This is a genomic window from Serratia sp. MYb239 (genome assembly GCF_002966855.1).
Classification (GTDB): Bacteria; Pseudomonadota; Gammaproteobacteria; order Enterobacterales; family Enterobacteriaceae; genus Serratia_B; species Serratia_B rhizosphaerae.
In genome coordinates this window covers 2,898,798-2,914,111 of the sequence record NZ_CP023268.1, presented here as the reverse complement: position 1 = coordinate 2,914,111, position 15,314 = coordinate 2,898,798, and the positions used below count along the sequence as shown (strand labels likewise).

The following is a 15,314-nucleotide window of genomic DNA, read 5'->3' as shown; positions in this document are numbered from 1 at the left end:
AGGCTGTTAAAGTCCTGAAATCAAAAAAGATAACATTCTATACGGGGTAGCTATGCTCTTTTCTAACGTTCGACGCCAGCTGGTTCTGGGGATGATGGCGGTGGCGCTGACCACCGGCCTGAGTGCAAACACCTTCGCGGCAGACAATCTGCTGGATCAGGTAAAACACAACGGTACGCTGAAAGTGGGCCTGGAAGGCACCTATCCGCCGTTCAGCTTCCAGGGGGAAGACGGCAAGCTGACCGGCTTCGAAGTGGACTTCGCCAACGCGCTGGCGCAGCATCTGGGCGTTAAAGCCAAACTGAGCCCGACCAAATGGGACGGTATGCTGGCGTCGCTGGATTCCAAACGTATCGACGTGGTGATCAATCAGGTCACTATTTCCGACGAGCGTAAGAAAAAATATGATTTCTCTACGCCGTACACCGTGTCCGGTATTCAGGCGCTGGTGAAGAAGGGCAACGAAGGGCAAATCAGCAAGCCGCAAGACCTGAAGGGTAAAAAGGTTGGCGTTGGCCTCGGCACCAACTACGAGCAATGGCTGCGCGAAAACGTGCAGGGCGTTGACGTGCGCACCTATGACGACGATCCGACCAAATATCAGGATCTGCGCGTAGGCCGCATCAACGCGATTCTGGTGGATCGTCTGGCGGCGCTGGATCTGGTGAAGAAAACCGGTAACACGCTGGCGGTCGCCGGCCCGGCGTTCTCCCGTCAGGAGTCCGGCGTGGCGGTGCGCAAAAATAACCCGGAGTTGCTGAACGCCATTAACCAGGCGATTGCCGAGATGCAGAAAGACGGCACGCTGGCGAAGATCTCTGACAAATGGTTTGGCGCGGACGTAACGAAATAATGCAAGAGAGTATCCAACTGGCGCTGGATTCAGCGCCGTTTTTATTGAAGGGCGCCATACTTACGCTGCAACTGAGCCTCGGCGGCATGGCGCTGGGGCTGATTCTCGGTTTTCTGCTGGCGCTGATGCGCCTTTCGCATTTCTGGCCGCTGTCGTGGTTGTCGCGTATTTACGTGTCACTGTTCCGCGGCACGCCGCTGATTGCCCAGCTGTTTATGATTTATTACGGCCTGCCGCAGTTCGGCATTGAGTTTGACCCGTTCCCGGCGGCACTGATCGGCCTGTCGCTCAACACGGCGGCCTACACGTCGGAAACCCTGCGCGCTGCGATCTCCTCGATCGATAAAGGGCAGTGGGAAGCCGCCGCCAGTATCGGCATGTCGCCGTGGCAGACCCTGCGCCGGGTGATTCTGCCGCAGGCGGCGCGTACCGCGCTGCCGCCGCTGGGCAACAGCTTTATCGGGCTGGTGAAAGACACTTCGCTGGCGGCGACCATTCAGGTGCCGGAGCTGTTCCGCCAGGCGCAGCTGATCACCTCGCGCACGCTGGAGGTGTTCACCATGTATCTGGCAGCATCGCTGATCTACTGGCTGATGGCGACGCTGCTGTCTGCGCTGCAGAACCGTCTGGAATCGCACGTTAACCGTCAGGATAAGGAATAAGCCCATGAGCGCCATCGAAGTAAAGGACGTAGTGAAAAAGTTCAATGGCCATACGGTGCTGCACGGTATCGATCTCGAGGTGAATTCCGGCGAAGTGGTGGCGATCATCGGGCCGAGCGGCTCGGGGAAGACCACGCTGCTGCGCTGCATCAACCTGCTGGAGGTGCCGGATTCCGGCACCATCCGCGTGGGTGATATCGAGATCGACAGCGCGCGTTCGCTCGGCAAGCAAAAGAGCCAGGTGCGTGAGCTGCGTCAGCAGGTGGGGTTTGTGTTTCAGAACTTCAATCTGTTCCCGCACCGTTCGGTGCTGGAGAACATCATCGAAGGGCCGGTGATTGTGAAGGGTGAGGAGCGCGCCAAGGCTGAGCAGCGCGCCCGCGAACTGCTGGCGAAGGTCGGGCTGAGCGGTAAAGAGCAGGCCTATCCGAAGCGGCTGTCCGGCGGCCAGCAGCAGCGGGTGGCGATCGCCCGCGCGTTGGCGATGCAGCCCGAAGTGATCCTGTTTGACGAACCCACCTCGGCGCTGGACCCGGAGCTGGTGGGCGAGGTGCTCAACACCATCCGCGCGCTGGCGGAAGAGAAGCGCACCATGGTGATCGTCACCCACGAGATGAGCTTTGCCCGTGACGTCGCCGACCGCGCCATCTTTATGGACAACGGCCGCATCGTCGAACAGGGGCCGGCGAAGACGCTGTTTGCCGACCCTCAGCACCAGCGCACCCGTCAGTTCCTCGATAAGTTTATTAACCAGTAAATAGAGCGCCGGGCGCTGATACGCCCGGCTTCGTGCTGTGAATTCAATCACACAATATATATTCTGCGGAACAAAGCGCGGACGCAGGCTCTATCCTTCACTTAACTAAAAATAACATTACCGACAGGGCCGGTATTGCGATGACAATTCCGCCCGTTATGCATGGAGCAATGCTATGGCGAGCATTGGGACGCCTTTTGATTTCCCGGCAATCATGGAAACCAAAGCCAGGGCGAATAAATTTACGCTTGATTCCGATCAACGACAGGTTATTTCCAGCTTAAACGCGCTGATTGCTGCCAACCTGAATCCGCAGAACGGTCACGCTCACCGCGACGGCGTTTATATTTGGGGAAAAGTAGGGCGGGGAAAAACGTTTATTCTTGACGCTTTTTATGACGCGGCGCCGATAAAAGATAAACGCCGCATACACTTTCATCATTTTTTCCGCGAGTTGCATCAACGACTTGCCGCGCAGGATACCCAAGGGCAGCCGATAGCCGAGGTATTAAGCGCTCAGTTGGGCGACTGCCGGTTATTGTGTTTCGATGAATTTCATTTGCACGATATTGGCGATGCAATGTTAATCAAACCCCTGCTGGACTTTATTTTTCACCAGAAAATCCTGCTGGTGGTGACTTCCAACTATCCACCGGATGAATTGTTAGCCAATCCCCTTTATCACCAACGGTTTGTGCCTTCGATCGCCCTGATAAAACAGCATATGGAGATCTTCGCATTGGCCGGCGGCCAGGACTACCGTTCGCTGGGCGCGAATGACAGCACGCCGTTTTGCCGGGGCGTCTATCTGTGTCCCGGCAATGCCGCGCAGCGCCGGGAGTGCGGGCTGCCGGAGCCTGACGGCCTGCCGCATGCCCTTGAGGTCGGTTACCGTACCCTGGCGGTGCTTTCTCCCGCCGGGGATGTTCTGCACTTTTCCTTTGCCGCGCTGTGCGCGGCGCCTACGGCGGTGATGGACTATCTGGCGTTATGCGAGCGCTGCCGCTGCTGGATTATTGAGGATGTTCCGGCGCTGGCGACCCAGTCTCCGGCGGCGCAGCAGCGTTTTATCAACGTGATTGACGTGCTCTACGACCAGAATTGCCGGCTGTATGTGATCAGCGACTATCCGCTGGCGGTGATGACCGACGGCGTCGAACTGGATGATATCCAGCGCACCCGCAGCCGCCTGAGCCAGCTGAAACACTACCTGCCCGCGGTATAGCGCCGGCCACGATCATACAATTAGGCGGATACTGACATGCAAGACGCACTGCAGCTTTCCCACTATCTGGTATTGGCCGGTGCACTACTGGTGGCTTATGTCATCTTCGGCATTGCCGGCTTCGGCACTGCGCTGATCGCCAGCCCGGTGATGGCGCTGTATATCCCGGTAGCGAAAATCGTGCCGTTGCTGGCGCTGTTGGATATGTGCGCGGCGATGGTCAATGTGAGCCGCGACGGGCGCAATGCACAATGGCCGGAATTAAAACGGCTGGTGCCGCTGATGATCGCCGGCAGCCTGATCGGCGCGCTCATTCTGCTGAGAACCCGGCCCGATATCCTGCTGTTGGCGCTGGGGATTTTCGTGGTGCTGTATGCCGCCTACGCATTAAGCGGGCTGAAGCCGGATCGCCGTTTCTCTGCCAGAGCTTCCGTTCCGTTTGGCCTGCTCGGCGGGGTGTTCAGCGCGCTGTTCGGCAGCGGCGGCTTTATTTACGCGATTTACCTCAGCGGACGGATTGAAAGCAAAGAGGCGATGCGCATTACGCAAACCACGCTGATCGGCCTGAGCACGCTGACCCGCGTGGTGATTTTTGCGCTGGCCGGGGTCTATTTTGATGCCGATCTGCTGCTGCTGGCGTTGGCGCTGGTGCCGGGTATGCTGTTAGGGATCACGCTTGGCCGCTATTTCACGCTGAACATGTCGCGCGAACAGTTCCTGAAGCTGATTAATGTGATCCTGCTGGCGTCGGGCAGTATGCTGATCTTCCGCTATCTGACCATCTCACTGTGAATACTGACCATGTTCCATACCAATAAGGGCGAGGCTGAAAATAAAGTCGCCTGATGGTTAAAACTCGCTCCCGCACAGGTATTCGTTCTACCGCCATACTCTCCTTGATTACGGGGGCTGTCAGTAGCTGAAACCGTAACACGCAGCTGTTTTCCTTGGTGTTTTCTGTGCTTTGTATTCTGTGATATATGCCCATTGTAATCGTTGAAACCTTGGACAGAGATCGTTTAAGGTACGTCACTCACATACCCCCTATGGCGTCATTATGACAAGGAGTCTTATTAATGGCCTTTCCTCCCCGTCAACGTATTGAGCCCGGTTATTGCGTCGTTGAAACGCCGGGTACGCTCTCTTCACAAGGCAATATTCTGTTCAGAAACCCACGCAGCGAAGCTGCCCGTTATTTTATGCAGCTTAATGCCGATACGCCCTGGGTGAAACCCGGACATATCCTGATCGTTATCTGACTGGCGGTGCTGCGGGGAATGCGATCGGTGAATTTGGCGGTGATTTTATCTATAAAATAGTGGGTGGCTAATGTTTTTGATGTTGGGATATGTCGGAGCAATAATATTTTTCCTAGCTTGCTTTATTGGTTTCCTTACCATGATTTTTTTCGGGATAAACCGCAAAAAGTATGAACGCCTCGTTGCTGTATACGAAAGGGAGGGTTTATATATGAACGATTTTAATCAACTTGCGGTATATTTTGGCTACTTTGGCAGCTACTTCCCGACCGTGTTTTTTTATAATTTGTTGAAAAATAAAAAGATAAAAATCGGGAAAGATACCTTTGCGCCCGCTGATGCCTATACCTTTATGCAGTCCCTACCTCGCGAGCTGACAGGATGGATCACGATATACTACTGGATGCATTTTATCTGGATGAGCATGATTGCGGTCGGGGGCGTCATGTTGACGATTGCCAAAGTATCGGGCCTCGATCCTACCGCCTGAGTCTGAACGAAGAGCGGTGCGTTGGGTGATGAAACCGCTCTGATAACCTGTTTGGTGAGCGCAGTGCTTGATTATCCGGTATGGATAGTCGGATTTTCAACAGGGTAATCATCGATGCTGCCCACAAAAGACAAACCCCGCCAAAAGCGGGGTTTGTCTTACCGAGTGGTAACTAATCAGCCGATAGTCATCAGGCTGGCGTTACCGCCGGCGGCGGCGGTGTTGACGCTCAGCGAGCGTTCAATCAGCAGGCGCTCCAGCAGAATATTGGTTTCGCCGTAGGCGAAGCCCTGCACGGAGACGATGGCGCCGCTGCGCTGGGCGATCTGCTCGCACAGGATACGCAGCTGATCGGCGTCGCCGTGATGCATGGCGGCGTCGAACTCCACCTTATCGCTCTGCCAGTCTTTAGTGAAGGCGATGCGCGCCTGCACTTCGTTTGGCAGACGACGGTACAGCGTGCGCTGCAGCTCCGCTTCCGGCCACAGCGCCTGGCTGCCGACCGCCAATACGGCAGCCAGCTGCGTCAGCGCGTCGGCGTCGTTATCCGCCAGACACAGCACGCGCTCGCGCGGCAGCAGGGCATAGGTGTTGCGTTCGCCGGTCGGGCCAGGCAGCGGACGTACGGTACCGCCCTGGCCTAGCTCGGCATAGCGCTGCGCCAGCTGCGCCAGATCGCGCAGGTTCTCCGCCACCGCCCATTTCTCCAGCGCCTGATGCGGCGCCAGCAGGGCCGGACGCGCACTGGCTTCCATCGGGCGCTCGGCGTCCTGACGGTCCAGCGTGCGCTGCACCGCGTCTTCCGGACGGTTAGCCAGCAGGCGATAGAGATACAGCGGGCCGCCGGCTTTCGGACCGGTGCCGGACAGGCCTTCGCCGCCGAACGGCTGAACGCCGACCACCGCGCCGACCATATTGCGGTTAACGTACAGGTTGCCCACCTTGGCGCGCTCGGTCACCCGTGAGATGGTTTCATCAATACGGGTGTGAATGCCCAGCGTCAGGCCGTAACCGGCGGCGTTGATCTGATCGACCAGCGCTTCCAGGTTGGCGCGACGGTAGCGCACCACGTGCAGCACCGGGCCGAAGATCTCTTTTTGCAGCTCGTCGAAGCTCTCCAGCTCGATCAGCGTCGGCTTGACGAAGGTGCCGCGCGGCCACTCTTTCTCATCCTGCGCGTTGTTCTGCGCCGCCTGATACACGTTGCGGCCTTTGGAGCGCATGGTCTGAATGTGGCGGTCGATGCCGGTTTTGGCTTCGGCGTCGATCACCGGGCCGATATCGGTGGACAGACGTTCCGGGTTGCCCATGCGGCACTCCGCCATCGCGCCGCGCAGCATCTGCAGCGTGTGTTCCGCCACGTCTTCCTGAATGCACAGCACGCGCAGCGCGGAGCAGCGCTGGCCGGCGCTGTCGAACGCGGAAGCCACCACGTCGGTGACCACCTGCTCGGTCAGGGCCGAGGAGTCGACGATCATCGCGTTCAGGCCGCCGGTTTCGGCGATCAGCGGCGTCGGCCGCCCCTGCGGATCCAGACGTCCGGCGATGCTGCGCTGCAGAATGCCGGCCACCGCGGTGGAGCCGGTGAACATCACGCCGCGCACGCGCTCGTCATTAACCAGCTGCGCGCCGACGGTTTCCCCCAGGCCCGGCAGCAATTGCAGCACGCCGTGCGGAATGCCGGCCTCCAGCAGAATGCGCACCGCCTGCGCCGCTACCAGCGGCGTCTGTTCCGCCGGTTTGGCCAGCACGCTGTTGCCGGCGGCCAGCGCCGCGGCGATTTGCCCGGTGAAGATCGCCAGCGGGAAGTTCCACGGACTGATACAGACCACCGGCCCCAGCGGACGGTGGCTGTCGTTGGCGAAATCGTCGCGCACCTGGCCGGCGTAGTAATGCAGGAAGTCGACCGCTTCACGCACTTCGGCGATGGCGTTGTTAAAGGTTTTGCCCGCTTCGCGTACCAGAATGCCAATCAGATTCTGCAGTTGGCTGTCCATCAGCTCGGCGGCGCGTTCCAGCACCGCGGCGCGCTCTTCCGGCGGGGTGGCGAACCAGATAGGGCCGGCGGCGGCGGCGGCGTCCAGCGCGCGGCTGACTTCGCCTTCGGTGGCTTCACGCACGTAACCGACGATATCGCTCGGTTCGGCCGGGTTAATCACCGGTTGTTCCACGCCCTGATCGGCGTCGGCGTCGATAATCGGATCGGCGCGCCACTCTTGCGCGGCGCTGGTGAGCAGGGCGCTGGACAGGGAAGCCAGACGCTGTTCGTTCGACAGATCCAGACCGCTGGAGTTAACGCGTTTTTCGCCGTACAGATCGCGCGGCAACGGAATTTTAGGATGCGGCAGGCCAATCTGGCCTTCGCTGGCGGCCAGCGCTTCCACCGCCAGCACCGGGTCGGCCACCAGCTCGTCGAGGGACAGCGTGGTGTCGGCAATACGGTTGACGAACGAGGTGTTGGCGCCGTTTTCCAGCAGACGACGCACCAGATAGGCCAGCAGCGTTTCATGGGTGCCGACCGGTGCGTAGATGCGGCACGGACGGTTCAGTTTACCGTCGGCGATTTTGCCAACCACCTGCTCGTAGAGCGGCTCGCCCATCCCGTGCAGGCACTGGAACTCGTACTGCCCCGGATAGTAGTTGTTGCCCGCCATATGATAAATCGCGCTCAGCGTGTGGGCGTTATGGGTGGCGAACTGCGGGTAAATCAGGTTCGGCACCGACAGCAGCTTGCGTGCGCAGGCCAGGTAGGAGACGTCGGTGTAGATCTTGCGGGTGTAGACCGGGTAGCCTTCCAGGCCGTCCATCTGGGCGCGTTTGATTTCGCTGTCCCAGTAGGCGCCTTTCACCAGACGGATCATCAGGCGGCGACGGCTGCGCTGCGCGATGTCGATCACCGCGTCAATGGCAAACGGGCAGCGCTTCTGATAGGCCTGAATAACGAAGCCGATGCCGTTCCAGCCGGCCAGCTGCGGTTCGAAGCAGAGTTTTTCCAGCAGATCGAGCGAGATCTCCAGACGGTCGGCCTCTTCGGCGTCGATATTGATGCCGATATCGTACTGACGCGCCAGCAGGGTCAGCGACAGCAGCTGCGGATACAGCTCCTCCATTACCCGCTCGTACTGCGCGCGGCTGTAGCGCGGGTGCAGGGCGGACAGCTTGATCGAGATCCCCGGGCCTTCATAAATGCCGCGGCCGTTGGAGGCTTTGCCGATGGCGTGGATCGCCTGCTGGTAGGAGACCATATAGGCCTGTGCGTCAGCCTCGGTCAGCGCGGCTTCGCCCAGCATGTCGTAAGAATAACGGAAGCCTTTGTCTTCCAGCTTGCGCGCGTTGGCCAGCGCTTCGGCGATAGTTTCACCGGTGACGAACTGCTCACCCATCAGGCGCATCGCCATATCGACGCCTTTGCGGATCAGCGGCTCGCCGCTCTTGCCGATAATGCGGTTCAGCGAGCGCGACAGGTTGGCTTCGTTATGGGTGGACACCAGTTTGCCGGTGAACAGCAGCCCCCAGGTGGCGGCGTTGACGAACAGCGACGGGCTGCGTCCCAGGTGGGAGTGCCAGTTGCCGGTGCTGATTTTGTCGCGGATCAGCGCGTCGCGGGTCGGTTTGTCCGGAATGCGCAGCAGCGCTTCCGCCAGACACATCAGCGCCACGCCTTCCTGTGACGAAAGCGAGAACTCTTGCAGCAGGCCTTGCACCATGCCGGCGCGTCCGTGTGCACTCTTTTGGTTCCGCAGCTTCTCGGCGATGCCGTAGGCCATCTTGTGGGTGGCCTGTGCAAGATCGGCCGGTAATCGCGCCTGTTCGAGCAACATCGGCACCGCTTCCTGCTCCGGGCGGCGGTAAGCGGCGGTAATGGCGGCGCGGGTGACCGACTGCGGCAGGATGTGTTCGGCAAATTCCAGGAACGGCTGGTGGGACTCTTCCTGCGGTTGCGGCATAATGTCGTCCGCGTCGCCACTGCTGGCGGCATTAACTGCAGGAATTTCAGGGATATCGGAACCGCTCTCAAGACGTTCGAGATAATTAAAAATGGCTTGCTTGATTAACCAGTGCGGCGTGCGATCGATGCGTTGTGCAGCGTTTTTAATGCGATCGCGCGTTGCCTCGTCAAGCTTGACGCCCATTGTGGTCGTGCCCATACCATCCAGCTCCTGTGTGTTTAGAACCTATCCCGGCAGGCTATACAAATTCCGGGCCGCTTTTAGCCTGCGGGGATAGGCTCGTGAAATATGTTGTGTATGTCTGAAGGCAGACAATATCCTGCATGTTGCAACTTTGTGCAACCTTGTTAAATCAGGCTGATTAACGAAGTGTGAGTTAACTCGATTTTTTGGCCGCAGGAAGCGGCATGGTTTTTGCTCGTTATTCAGTGGCTGCCGGGGAATATGCAGTATAACCGGTCACCCCTGAATTTTTATGGTTTATTCTGCCGGGGTGCAACTACGGGTGCGTAGGGGGAGTGCAACCGATAACCTGGTTAAATGTGACGCAGGGTGAACTTTGTGTAACTTTGTTGTTAAAAGTGTTGTTGAATGGCAAAAAGGTCATCTAGGATAGCCAGCGGTCTGACAATACCGGGCAAAAACGAGATTGACTACGCACTGCGCCGACGGCGTTTCGTTCCGACGCGTCGGCAGGCGACAGACACCGCACTACAGCGCGAATTAAAACACCCGAAAGAATTCACGGCGTTGCCGGCGAAGGATGAAGGGGAAAATGAAAGTGGAGAGTTGAATGACAATAAGCACACCTATGCTGGTGACCTTCCTGGTGTATATCTTCGGGATGGTGCTGATCGGCTTACTCGCCTACCGGGCGACCAACAACTTCGATGATTACATCCTTGGTGGCCGTAGCCTGGGCAGCGTGGTGACCGCGCTCTCCGCCGGCGCATCCGATATGAGCGGCTGGCTGCTGATGGGGTTGCCGGGCGCGATTTTCATGTCGGGCATTTCCGAAAGCTGGATCGCCATCGGCCTGGCGATCGGCGCTTATCTGAACTGGAAACTGGTGGCGGGCCGGCTGCGGGTGCATACCGAAGCCAACAACAACGCGCTGACGCTGCCGGACTACTTCACCAGCCGCTTTGAAGACAACAGCAAACTGCTGCGGATAATTTCGGCGGTGGTGATCCTGGTATTCTTCACCATCTACTGCGCTTCCGGCATCGTTGCCGGCGCACGCCTGTTTGAAAGCACCTTCGGCATGAGTTATGAAACCGCGCTGTGGGCCGGCGCGGCGGCGACCATTCTGTACACCTTTATCGGCGGGTTCCTGGCGGTGAGCTGGACCGACACCGTGCAGGCCGGCCTGATGATCTTTGCGCTGATCCTGACGCCGGTGTTCGTGATCCTGGCCGTCGGCGGCATTGATACCTCCATGATGGTGATTGAGGCGAAGAACCCGGCCAACCTGGATATGCTCAAAGGGCTGAATCTGGTGGCGATCCTGTCGCTGCTCGGCTGGGGGCTGGGCTACTTCGGTCAGCCGCACATTCTGGCGCGTTTTATGGCGGCGGACTCTCACCGCACCATCCGCAGCGCGCGCCGCATCAGCATGGCCTGGATGATCCTGTGCCTGGCGGGCACCATCGCGGTCGGCTTCTTCGGCATCGCCTACTTCGCCAATAACCCGGCGCAGGCGGGCAACGTATCGGAAAACGGCGAGCGGGTGTTTATCGAACTGGCGATGATCCTGTTCAACCCGTGGGTGGCCGGTATCCTGATGTCGGCAATTCTGGCGGCGGTAATGAGCACCCTGAGCTGCCAGCTGCTGGTGTGCTCCAGCGCTATTACCGAAGATTTCTACAAAGCCTTCCTGCGCAAAGGCGCCAGCCAGCGTGAGCTGGTGTGGGTCGGCCGTGTTATGGTGCTGGTGGTGGCATTGATCGCCATTGCCTTGGCCGCCAACCCGGAAAACCGGGTGCTGGGGCTGGTGAGCTACGCCTGGGCCGGCTTCGGCGCCGCCTTCGGGCCGGTGGTGCTGCTCTCCGTCACCTGGTCGCGCATGACGCGCAACGGCGCGCTGGTCGGCATGTTGGTGGGTGCGATCACGGTACTGGTGTGGAAACAGTACGGCTGGCTGGATCTGTATGAAATCATCCCTGGCTTCCTGTTCGCCAGCATTGCGATCGTGCTGGTCAGCCTGATGGGCCGCAAGCCTTCAGCCACCATGACCAAACGTTTCGACCAGGCGGAAGCGGAATTTAAAACCGTGTAACGCCTGCTGACGACAGCATGGATGACCAACGGCCTCCCACTGTGGAGGCCTTTTTATGCCGTATCCGGCGATGACGCCCCGGCACGGCTTTTGCAGGTTTCCGCCTATTCTAGCTGAACGGAGCCTGCACCATGAGCCGCAATTCCGCCTTTCCGCCCAGCGCCGCCGATTTCCTGCTGGCGTCGAAACGCTGTGAGATCGCCGTACTGCAACAGCTGCTGCACATGGGGCAGCTGGTGGGACAGGTGAGCCAACTGATCCATATGCTGCAGCGCGAGCGGGGCACGGTAAATATTTATCTCTGCTCGCAGGGTGCGCTGTTCGGCGATCGGCTGGCGGCGCGGCGCGACGATGTGGCGCAGGCCGAGCGGGCGGTGCAACGTCTGCTGGCGCAGATGGATGCCACCACCGCGCCGCTGGCGGCCGCCGGCCGGCTGTTCGGCCGTATCGCCGGCGCGCTGCAGCATCTCACCGCTTTGCCGGCGCTGCGTCAGCAGGCGGATGCGCGCAGCCTGACGCCCGCCGAGGCGATGCAGCATTTTAACGCGATCATTCACAGCCTGCTGGCGCTGGTGTATGAGGCGACGGATGCCTGCCTGGAACCGGCCATGGCGCGCCGGCTGATCGCCATGTTCAGCTTTATGCAGGGTAAAGAGCTGGCCGGGCAGGAGCGGGCGCTGGGGGCGGCGGGCTTTGCCGCCGGGCAGTTTGACGACGCGGCGCAGCAGCGGCTGCCGCAGCTGATGGACGGACAGGATCGCTGTTTTCACACCTTCGCCGAGTTTGCCGACCCCGCGTCGCTGGCGCAGTGGCGGCGGCTGCAGCAGCAGGACGATCGCGAGTTTGAACGCCTGCGGCGCGTTGCCTGCACCCAGCGGCAGCCCGGCGGCGATCTCAGCCTGCGCTGGTTTGATATCACCTCGGCGCGCATTGATGCGATGAAACAGATTGAGGATCGCCTGGAGGTTGCGCTGATGGACGGCTGCCGCGCCAGCCTGGCCGCGGCGCAGCGGGCGCTGACGCAGCAGGAGCCGACGTGGCCCGCGCCGGAGCAGGGCTATACGGTGTTTGTCAGCGCAACGGCCGACGGCGACGCACTGCTCGACGACGGCGTTAATCCGCAGTTGGGGCGTTCGCTGATGGCGATGATCCGGCAGCAGTCGCAGCGCCTGCAGGCTCTGTCGGAGGAGCTGGCGGCGACGCGCGCCACCCTGCAGGAGCGGCGGGAAATCGATCGCGCCAAAAGCCTGCTGATTCAGTATCGCGGTCTGACGGAAGAGAGCGCCTACCAGCTGCTGCGCAAAATGGCGATGGACCAGAATAAGCGTCTGATTGATATTGCCCGCGCCATGCTGGCGGTGGCGGATATCCTGCCGGGGAAATAGCCGGGGGATTTGCACGGCCTCAGTGCAGGCGATGCCTCGCCGTTGTGCAATCGCCGCCATACCGCGTGGTCGCCGTGCGCGTTGGCCCGCGCCAGCCGGCGCTGACAAACATTGGCACGTAAACTGCATTGTTTTATGCGTTATCAGCCAACGGCGGTTGATGACCTGACTAATTTGGATAAAGGCGTCCTTTCTGTGCGTTTCACCGTGGGTGAAGCGCGCCGACGGGACGCCTTTTTTGTTTTTCGCACCCAGATGAGGAGCTGTTGATGACGCACACCAAATCGCCGGGAATGGCGCTGTCGCGCCGCCGCTTTCTGCTCGGCAGCGCGGCGTTGGGCGGCAGCATGATGGCGCCGGGTCTGTTCAATGCCGCCTGGGCGGCAGGGTCGGACGCGCCGGAGAAAAAACGGCTGCGCGTCGGCTTTATTCCGCTCACCGACTGCGCCTCGGTGGTGATGGCGGCGGTGAAAAAGTTTGATGAGAAATACGGCATCGAAATCATTCCCAGCAAAGAGGCCAGCTGGGCAGCGGTGCGCGACAAGCTGCTGTCCGGCGAGCTGGACGCCGCCCATGCGCTGTACGGCATGATTTACGGCCTGCAGCTGGGCGCCGCCGGCCCGCAGCGCGATATGGCGGTGTTGATGACGCTGAACAATAACGGCCAGGCCATCACCCTGGCCAACCAGCTGAAACAGGCCGGCGTGCGTGACGCCGCCGCGTTGAAAACGCTGATCGACCGCGAGGAAAAGGGCGCCTACAGCTTCGCGCAGACCTTCCCCACCGGCACTCACGCCATGTGGCTGAATTACTGGCTGGCCCACGCCGGCATTCACCCCTACAACGACGTGCGCAATCTGGTGGTGCCGCCGCCGCAGATGGTGGTGAACATGAAGATCGGCAATATGAGCGGTTTTTGCGTCGGCGAGCCGTGGAACCAGCGTGCGATTGCCGAAAACATCGGCTTTACCGCCGTCACCACGCAGGAAATCTGGCCGGATCATCCGGAAAAGGTGCTGGGCACCACCGACGACTGGGTGCGCGCCCACCCGAACAGCGCGCGCGCCCTGACGGCGGCGGTGCTGGATGCCGCGCGCTGGATCGACGCCTCCGACGCCAACCGTGTGGCAAGCGCCAACCGGCTGGCGGGGCGCGCCTACATCAACACCAGCGCGGCGTTTCTTACCGGGCGCATGCTGGGCGACTACCAGAACGGCCTGGGCAAACGCTGGCAGGACGCGCATGCCATGCGTTTTTTCCGCGACGGCGAGGTGAGTTACCCGTATCTGTCCGACGGCATGTGGTTCCTGACCCAGCAGCAACGCTGGGGGCTGTTGAAGGCCGAACCGGACTACCTGGCGGTCGCCACGCGCATTAACCGTATCGATATCTACCGGCAGGCGGCGACGGCGGTCGGCGGCGTCAGCCTGCCGGCCAGCGCGATGCGCGCCAGCACCCTGATCGATGGCAAACGCTGGGACGGCAGCAACCCGGCGGCGTACGCCAACAGTTTTGCTGTTAAACGTGACGTGAGAGGTAGGCAATGAAAAATCTGGCTGAACGTATCGACGCCGCCGCCGAGCCGGTGAGCGCGCAGATTGTCCCGTTGAAAGAGGTGCAGACTGCGGCTGCCCCGGTTCCGGAAACCAAGACACCGCCGCGCCGCCGCCTGCGCTGGCAGCCGCTGCTGCGGCGTGCGCTGCCGGCGTTGCTGGGCCTGCTGCTGGCGATCGCCGTCTGGCAGATTGTCGCGCAAAACAGCGAGGGCATCCCGACGCCGCTGGCTACCTGGCAGGCGGCGCTGACGCTGTTTGCCGACCCGTTTTATTACGCCGGGCCGAACGATCAGGGACTGGGCTGGAACGTGCTGGCGTCGCTGCAGCGCGTGGCGGGCGGCTTTGCGCTGGCGGCGCTGGTGGGCATTCCCGTCGGCTTTCTGGTCGGCCGCTTCGCCTTTATGGCGCATATGCTGGGGCCGATTATCTCCCTGCTGCGTCCGGTCAGCCCGCTGGCCTGGCTGCCGATCGGCCTGCTGCTGTTCCAGCGTTCCGAACCGGCGTCGACCTGGACCATTTTCATCTGCTCTATCTGGCCGATGATCCTCAATACCGCCGAGGGCGTCACGCGTATCCCGGCGGATTACCTCAATGTGGCGCGGGTGTTGAAACTGTCGGAGTGGACGGTGATGCGCAAGATCCTGTTCCCGGCGGTGCTGCCGTATGTGCTGACCGGCGTGCGGCTGTCGATCGGCATCGCCTGGCTGGTGATCGTCGCGGCGGAGATGCTGACCGGCGGCGTCGGCATCGGCTTTTGGATCTGGAATGAGTGGAACAACCTCAACGTCGAAAACATCATCGTCGCCATTCTGGTGATTGGCGTGGTCGGCCTGCTGCTCGAGCAGGGGCTGATGTGGTTGGCAAAGCGTTTTAGTTATCAGAGCCATTAAGGAGCCCGC

At 60.4% G+C, this 15,314-nt stretch carries 12 protein-coding genes; 11 read left to right on the top strand and 1 reads right to left on the bottom strand.

Annotated features, from left to right (window positions below):
- The first annotated feature begins 52 nt into the window (after positions 1-52).
- The 7 genes from tcyJ (at position 53) to CLM71_RS13985 (ending at position 5,246) form a co-directional block, all read left to right on the top strand.
- Entirely contained in the window at positions 53-853 is an 801-nt protein-coding gene (gene tcyJ / locus CLM71_RS14015; RefSeq protein ID WP_105231555.1) for a cystine ABC transporter substrate-binding protein, read from the top strand.
- On the top strand, positions 853-1,515 hold the full coding sequence (gene tcyL / locus CLM71_RS14010) for a cystine ABC transporter permease (RefSeq protein WP_054306766.1): 663 nt from the start codon (positions 853-855) through the stop codon (positions 1,513-1,515). The genes tcyJ and tcyL overlap by 1 nt, the downstream gene beginning before the upstream one ends.
- A 4-nt stretch (positions 1,516-1,519) precedes the next feature.
- Positions 1,520-2,272: an L-cystine ABC transporter ATP-binding protein TcyN gene (tcyN, locus tag CLM71_RS14005; RefSeq protein WP_105231554.1), complete on the top strand. Its 753-nt coding sequence runs from the start codon at positions 1,520-1,522 to the stop codon at positions 2,270-2,272.
- 175 nt (positions 2,273-2,447) lie between these two features.
- Positions 2,448-3,497, top strand: coding sequence for a cell division protein ZapE (gene zapE, locus CLM71_RS14000; protein WP_105231553.1), 1,050 nt, complete (start codon positions 2,448-2,450; stop codon positions 3,495-3,497).
- Between the two features lie 36 nt (positions 3,498-3,533).
- Positions 3,534-4,289, top strand: a complete 756-nt coding sequence (locus CLM71_RS13995; protein ID WP_105231552.1) for a sulfite exporter TauE/SafE family protein — start codon at positions 3,534-3,536, stop codon at positions 4,287-4,289.
- A 284-nt stretch (positions 4,290-4,573) separates the two neighbouring features.
- Positions 4,574-4,756: a hypothetical protein gene (locus CLM71_RS13990; RefSeq protein ID WP_105231551.1), complete on the top strand. Its 183-nt coding sequence runs from the start codon at positions 4,574-4,576 to the stop codon at positions 4,754-4,756.
- 211 nt (positions 4,757-4,967) lie between these two features.
- Positions 4,968-5,246, top strand: coding sequence for a hypothetical protein (locus CLM71_RS13985; protein ID WP_234008578.1), 279 nt, complete (start codon positions 4,968-4,970; stop codon positions 5,244-5,246).
- A gap of 176 nt (positions 5,247-5,422) precedes the next feature.
- Here the strand turns inward: CLM71_RS13985 and putA are convergent, their stop codons facing one another.
- Positions 5,423-9,394, bottom strand: a complete 3,972-nt coding sequence (gene putA, locus CLM71_RS13980; protein WP_105231549.1) for a trifunctional transcriptional regulator/proline dehydrogenase/L-glutamate gamma-semialdehyde dehydrogenase — start codon at positions 9,392-9,394, stop codon at positions 5,423-5,425.
- Positions 9,395-9,989: 595 nt separating this feature from the next.
- Here putA and putP point away from each other — a divergent pair.
- The 4 genes from putP (at position 9,990) to ntrB (ending at position 15,305) form a co-directional block, all read left to right on the top strand.
- A complete protein-coding gene (gene putP, locus CLM71_RS13975) occupies positions 9,990-11,474 on the top strand; it encodes a sodium/proline symporter PutP (protein WP_105231548.1) in 1,485 nt (494 codons plus the stop codon).
- Between the two features lie 131 nt (positions 11,475-11,605).
- Positions 11,606-12,859 carry a nitrate regulatory protein gene (locus tag CLM71_RS13970; RefSeq protein ID WP_105231547.1) on the top strand — a complete coding sequence of 418 codons (1,254 nt, stop codon included), beginning with the start codon at positions 11,606-11,608 and terminating at the stop codon, positions 12,857-12,859.
- Positions 12,860-13,128: 269 nt separating this feature from the next.
- Positions 13,129-14,406, top strand: coding sequence for a CmpA/NrtA family ABC transporter substrate-binding protein (locus tag CLM71_RS13965; RefSeq protein WP_105231546.1), 1,278 nt, complete (start codon positions 13,129-13,131; stop codon positions 14,404-14,406).
- A complete protein-coding gene (gene ntrB, locus CLM71_RS13960) occupies positions 14,403-15,305 on the top strand; it encodes a nitrate ABC transporter permease (RefSeq protein WP_105231545.1) in 903 nt (300 codons plus the stop codon). Before CLM71_RS13965 ends, ntrB begins: the two co-directional genes overlap by 4 nt.
- The last annotated feature ends 9 nt before the right edge of the window (positions 15,306-15,314 follow it).

Excerpts from the sequence above, each read along its gene's own strand:
- CLM71_RS13965 (WP_105231546.1), top strand. The coding sequence starts at position 13,129 with ATGACGCACACCAAATCGCCGGGAATGGCGCTGTCGCGCCGCCGCTTT.
- zapE (WP_105231553.1), top strand. The coding sequence starts at position 2,448 with ATGGCGAGCATTGGGACGCCTTTTGATTTCCCGGCAATCATGGAAACC.
- CLM71_RS13995 (WP_105231552.1), top strand. The coding sequence starts at position 3,534 with ATGCAAGACGCACTGCAGCTTTCCCACTATCTGGTATTGGCCGGTGCA.
- CLM71_RS13970 (WP_105231547.1), top strand. The coding sequence starts at position 11,606 with ATGAGCCGCAATTCCGCCTTTCCGCCCAGCGCCGCCGATTTCCTGCTG.
- putP (WP_105231548.1), top strand. The coding sequence starts at position 9,990 with ATGACAATAAGCACACCTATGCTGGTGACCTTCCTGGTGTATATCTTC.
- CLM71_RS13985 (WP_234008578.1), top strand. The coding sequence starts at position 4,968 with ATGAACGATTTTAATCAACTTGCGGTATATTTTGGCTACTTTGGCAGC.
- ntrB (WP_105231545.1), top strand. The coding sequence starts at position 14,403 with ATGAAAAATCTGGCTGAACGTATCGACGCCGCCGCCGAGCCGGTGAGC.
- tcyL (WP_054306766.1), top strand. The coding sequence starts at position 853 with ATGCAAGAGAGTATCCAACTGGCGCTGGATTCAGCGCCGTTTTTATTG.
- putA (WP_105231549.1), bottom strand. The coding sequence starts at position 9,394 with ATGGGCACGACCACAATGGGCGTCAAGCTTGACGAGGCAACGCGCGAT.
- tcyN (WP_105231554.1), top strand. The coding sequence starts at position 1,520 with ATGAGCGCCATCGAAGTAAAGGACGTAGTGAAAAAGTTCAATGGCCAT.
- CLM71_RS13990 (WP_105231551.1), top strand. The coding sequence starts at position 4,574 with ATGGCCTTTCCTCCCCGTCAACGTATTGAGCCCGGTTATTGCGTCGTT.
- tcyJ (WP_105231555.1), top strand. The coding sequence starts at position 53 with ATGCTCTTTTCTAACGTTCGACGCCAGCTGGTTCTGGGGATGATGGCG.